The sequence below is a fragment of the Moraxella equi genome, assembly GCF_002027555.1.
Classification (GTDB): domain Bacteria; phylum Pseudomonadota; class Gammaproteobacteria; order Pseudomonadales; family Moraxellaceae; genus Moraxella; species Moraxella equi.
In genome coordinates this window covers 1-4,433 of the sequence record NZ_MXAP01000009.1, presented here as the reverse complement: position 1 = coordinate 4,433, position 4,433 = coordinate 1, and the positions used below count along the sequence as shown (strand labels likewise).

Annotated in this window: 3 protein-coding genes and 1 pseudogene; 2 read left to right on the top strand and 2 right to left on the bottom strand. The window is 47.0% G+C overall.

The window, feature by feature from the left end:
• Nucleotides 1–186: 186 nt before the first annotated feature.
• Both B5J93_RS00695 and B5J93_RS00690 read left to right on the top strand, forming a co-directional pair.
• Nucleotides 187–291: pseudogene (locus B5J93_RS00695) on the top strand (YnfA family protein); the annotation flags it as partial.
• Nucleotides 292–449: 158 nt separating this feature from the next.
• Nucleotides 450–641 carry a YnfA family protein gene (locus tag B5J93_RS00690; RefSeq protein ID WP_079323953.1) on the top strand — a complete coding sequence of 64 codons (192 nt, stop codon included), beginning with the start codon at nucleotides 450–452 and terminating at the stop codon, nucleotides 639–641.
• A 169-nt stretch (nucleotides 642–810) separates the two neighbouring features.
• On the opposite strand, the gene rpoD is transcribed toward B5J93_RS00690, so the two are convergent.
• Together rpoD and B5J93_RS00680 are read right to left on the bottom strand one after the other, a co-directional pair.
• Complete coding sequence (rpoD, locus tag B5J93_RS00685) at nucleotides 811–2,670, bottom strand: RNA polymerase sigma factor RpoD (protein WP_079323952.1); 1,860 nt, start codon at nucleotides 2,668–2,670, stop codon at nucleotides 811–813.
• A 178-nt stretch (nucleotides 2,671–2,848) separates the two neighbouring features.
• Nucleotides 2,849–4,135: an FAD-dependent monooxygenase gene (locus tag B5J93_RS00680; protein ID WP_079323951.1), complete on the bottom strand. Its 1,287-nt coding sequence runs from the start codon at nucleotides 4,133–4,135 to the stop codon at nucleotides 2,849–2,851.
• Nucleotides 4,136–4,433: the final 298 nt, after the last annotated feature.

Below are 4,433 nucleotides of genomic sequence, written 5' to 3'. Positions count from 1 at the left end.
TGCTTATGATAGACTGTGTGGGTATTTTAGCTTAGGTATTGTTGTTTAACAATGCCGAATAATTTTTACCCAAAGATACTAGAGTTCTTGTGAAATTCAAAAATTTTAGCTTGTAAACCTTGATTTTATTAGATTTGGAATTTTGACAAGTTCAATAAAATCGTAATTTCGCAAGAAGTCTACTTTATGGATTTTTCTATTCATGCTCTCGCCAAAACCTTGCTGTTATTTGTCATGACGGCGCTTTGTGAGATTTTGGGGTGTTATTTTCCTTATTTGATTTTAAATAGACTTCCTGCAAAAACCTAAATTAAAGAAAACCGTTCGCCTTGAGCTTGTCGAACCATAACGGTTTTCCGCCACCCGCAGGCATAGCTCAGGGCGAACGGAACACTAGTTTTGCAGGAAGTTTAATGAGTAAAAAACATTGACTTTGGGCACTGACCGCTATGAGTCCGCTTGCCTTTGTACATCTTTTGATCTTGCACCCTGATGCGTCAGGCAAGATTTATGTCATGTATGGTGGTGCGTATGTTGCCGCAGCATTGGCATGGCTAAAAATCTCTTTGACAGCATGGGGTATGGCAGGCGGATTTATGGTGCCACTTAGGGTGTTGATTATCATTGTTCGGCCAAGATGAGTTTGGGGAAATTAAGACACGCCAAAAGGGATGTAAAAATTATATAAAATTACCATTGATTTTTGGGCGAATTGCAATTCGCCCAAAAATCAACACTTTACCACAGGGCAAATGTAATTTGTTCCTACAAATCCGCCCAAAGGTATGGTTGATTAACAATACCGAAAAATCAATCACTTTCCAAGAACGAACGCAAATGCTCAGAGCGAGATGGGTGGCGAAGTTTGCGTAGGGCTTTGGCTTCTATCTGACGGATACGCTCACGAGTAACATCGAACTGCTTGCCCACTTCTTCTAAGGTGTGGTCGGACGCCATGTCAATGCCAAACCGCATTTTTAACACTTTGGCTTCACGTTCGGTTAGGTTGTCCAGCACTTCTCGGGTGGCTTCACGCAAGCCTTCGGCAGTGGCACTCTCAACAGGACTTGAAATGGTGCTGTCTTCAATGAAGTCGCCTAGGTGGCTGTCTTCATCATCACCGATGGGGGTTTCCATGGAAATCGGCTCTTTGGCGATTTTTAGGACTTTACGCACTTTGGCTTCGTCCATATCTAAGCGTTCGCCCAGCTCTTCGGGGGTGGGTTCACGCCCCATCTCTTGGAGTAGCTGACGGCTGACACGGTTGATTTTATTAATCGTCTCAATCATGTGTACAGGGATACGAATGGTGCGTGCTTGGTCAGCGATGGAGCGAGTGATGGCTTGACGAATCCACCATGTGGCATAGGTTGAGAATTTATAACCACGGCGGTATTCAAATTTATCTACCGCTTTCATAAGACCGATGTTACCTTCTTGGATAAGGTCAAGGAACTGTAAGCCACGGTTGGTGTATTTTTTGGCGATGGAGATAACCAAACGTAAGTTGGCTTCGACCATGTCTTTTTTGGCACGACGAGCTTTGGCTTCTCCGATTGCCATTTGGCGAGCCACGGCTTTCATGTCTTTGATGTTCATTTGTAGGTTTTCTTCGTGTGCCAAGATTTTCTTTTGCAAGGCAACAACATCAGGCATCACCGCTTCTAAGGTGCCAGCAAAGGCAGGTTTGCCATCAATACGGTGAGCCAGCCAGTCAATGTTGGTCTCGTTACTGGGGAAGGTTTTTTTGAACTCATCAAGGGGCATTTTGCCTTTACGGATAACCAAACGCATGATTTGGCGTTCGGTGGTACGCACGTCTTCATAGACTTCACGCATGAGTGCCATGATTTGGTCAGATAGGCGGTTGTTGAGTTTTAAGAGCATAAAGCGAGTGGCAAGCTCATCATAGGCGGCTTTGGCTTTTTCGCTGTTACGCCCATGTTTTTCAAGCATTTTTTTGGCATTGTCAAACAGGCTTTGAATTTCATCAAAACGGGCTTTGACTTCTTCGGGGTCAAGACTGCTGTCATCGCTGTCAGCGTCGATGCTCATGCCGTTGCCATCATCGTCTTCGTCTTCGGTGTCGCTGTCATCATCGGCTTCACTGATTTTTAGGTTAATCTCTGTGTCGTTCTCTTGGATTTCAAAATCGCTGTCATCTAGGGATAAAAAGCCTGTGACCACATCGGAGATTTTTTTCTCGCCCGTTTGTACTTGTGCGTATTCATCAAGCACAAACTTGACCGTGCCAGGCCAGTATGCCATGATGTACTGCACTTCTCGGGTGCCTTCTTCGATGCGTTTGGCAATGCTAATCTCGCCATCCCGAGAGAGCAAATCCACTGTTCCCATCTCACGCATGTACATACGCACAGGGTCGGTGGTACGCCCCGGTTCGGTCTCAACGCTGGCTAATACCGCCGCCGCTTCATCGGCTGCCATGTCGTCATCACTGCCCGAGTTTGCCAAAATGATGTCGTCTTCATCAGGGGCGACTTCATAAATGGCAATACCCACGTCTGTCAGCATGGCGATGATGTCTTCTACTTGGTCGCTTTCGGTGACGGATTCGGGCAGTTGGTCGTTAATCTCGGCATAGGTCAGATAGCCTTGCTCTTTGCCAAGCTGAATAAGGGCGGCTAATTGGGAAGTAGAATGTTCGCTCATGGGTTCTCGCTCATGCCTAAAAGTGATTGAAACGGTCAATTATAACACAGTTGGGTGCTAAATGGGGGTTGGGCTTGATTTTTTAAAGGGGTATAAAAGGCGTGTGATAAATTTTAAAAATCATGCTCTAATCTCGACTTAAAATGCATCGTTTTATAAAAGCAGGCACGTCAAACCATCAAGATTTTAACCCCATCGCATAAGTAGCAACCATCGGTTTGACAAAGGGGATTTTGTCAAAGGCAATCAGTCCGACATTGCGAGCGACTTTCATGACAGGGTTGGTGCTGGTAAAACTGCCAACAACGGTATCGCAGAATTTAATCACTCGCTTTTGGTCGGTTTGGCGGGACTGCTCATAACCTAGCAGGCGGGTCTGGTTGCCAAAGTCGGGGGTGGTCATGCCAAATTTACCGCTTTTGGCGTTTTGTAGGTTCTCGCCCAAAAGTTTGGCAAGAGCGTAGGCGTCTCTTAGGCATAGATTAAAGCCTTGACCTGCCACAGGGTGTAGTGTGTGAGCGGCATTGCCCATGAGTACACAGCGACCGACGACCTGCCGATGAGCCAGTACTTTGGTCAAAGGGTATGCCCCACGCCTGCCTGCTTGTACAAACTGCCCTGCATCTGTGCCAAAGACTTGTTGCAATGTCGCCAAAAAGTGAGCGTCATCATGCAAGTAGGCGTGTTCATCGCCTTTTGGGCAGATAAAGACGACCGAACGGCGATATTTGGCATCTGTGCTGTCGGGTAGGGGTAGTACCGCCAGCGGTCCAGCAGGGCTGAATTTTTCAATGGCGACATGCTTGTGTGGCGTGTCTGTCTCAACCACGCCAACGATACCCACTTGCCCATAATCATGACTGTCCGCCCCTATGCTAAGCATGTGGCGAGCAGGCGAGTGCTGACCATCGCACGCCACAACCAGTGGGGCGGATAGCTGAATGTTGCCGTTGCCTGTTTTGTCATCTTGACTGATGGCAGTAACATGAGCCATGTCGTCATCTTGGTCGATGGCGGTCACTTGGGTGTTATCATGCAGGCGGATATAGGGGCTTGCCTTGACCGCTTGGAGCAGTACCCGTCCTAGCCATGCGTTTTCCATGACAAAGCCAAAGCTCTCAACGTTCTCCGCCTGTTTATCAAGTGTCGCCCGCCCAAAGCTACCAAGCTCGCTAATCAGCACCTTGTCAATACGGCAGGCGTGGCTGTCCAACTCATCCCACAGCCCAATCTCATGATAAATCTGCACGCTACGCCTAGACAAAGCGGTGTTGCGACTGTCTAGATAGGATTGGCGTTCACGGTCTTGGTCGGGGGCGATGGTCGGGTATTTGACCGTCTCCAACAGCGTGCTATAAATGCCGTGATGAGCCAAAAGCAGGGCAAAGGACAGTCCGACGTGACCGCCACCGATGATGATGACGTGGTTATGCTCAGGTGGGGTATCGGGGTGTGGGGCTGTCATGACTGTCTCGCTGGATAAATGGATGGTGTATTAGGGCGTGTTGAATGTTGGTATTTGTAATGAAAAATGCCTGTTTAAAAAAGCAGGGGAATCGCCCGTTTTCCAAGGAAAAAGTGAAGTTTGATGGTCATTCTATCAAACGAACTTTTGACAATGAAAAAAAATCCGACCACTTAATTTAAAGAAATTAAGGTAAAATCTTGACAATTTACACGATTAAGTGGTCGGATAGCCATTTTCATGCAAAAATGGATTAAAGCGTTAAATTATACCATATTCTACCCCACTCTCAACTAAC

Bases quoted from the DNA above. Each gene is read 5' to 3' on its own strand.
- B5J93_RS00690 (WP_079323953.1), top strand. From the start codon at position 450: ATGAGTCCGCTTGCCTTTGTACATCTTTTGATCTTGCACCCTGATGCG.
- rpoD (WP_079323952.1), bottom strand. From the start codon at position 2,670: ATGAGCGAACATTCTACTTCCCAATTAGCCGCCCTTATTCAGCTTGGC.
- B5J93_RS00680 (WP_079323951.1), bottom strand. From the start codon at position 4,135: ATGACAGCCCCACACCCCGATACCCCACCTGAGCATAACCACGTCATC.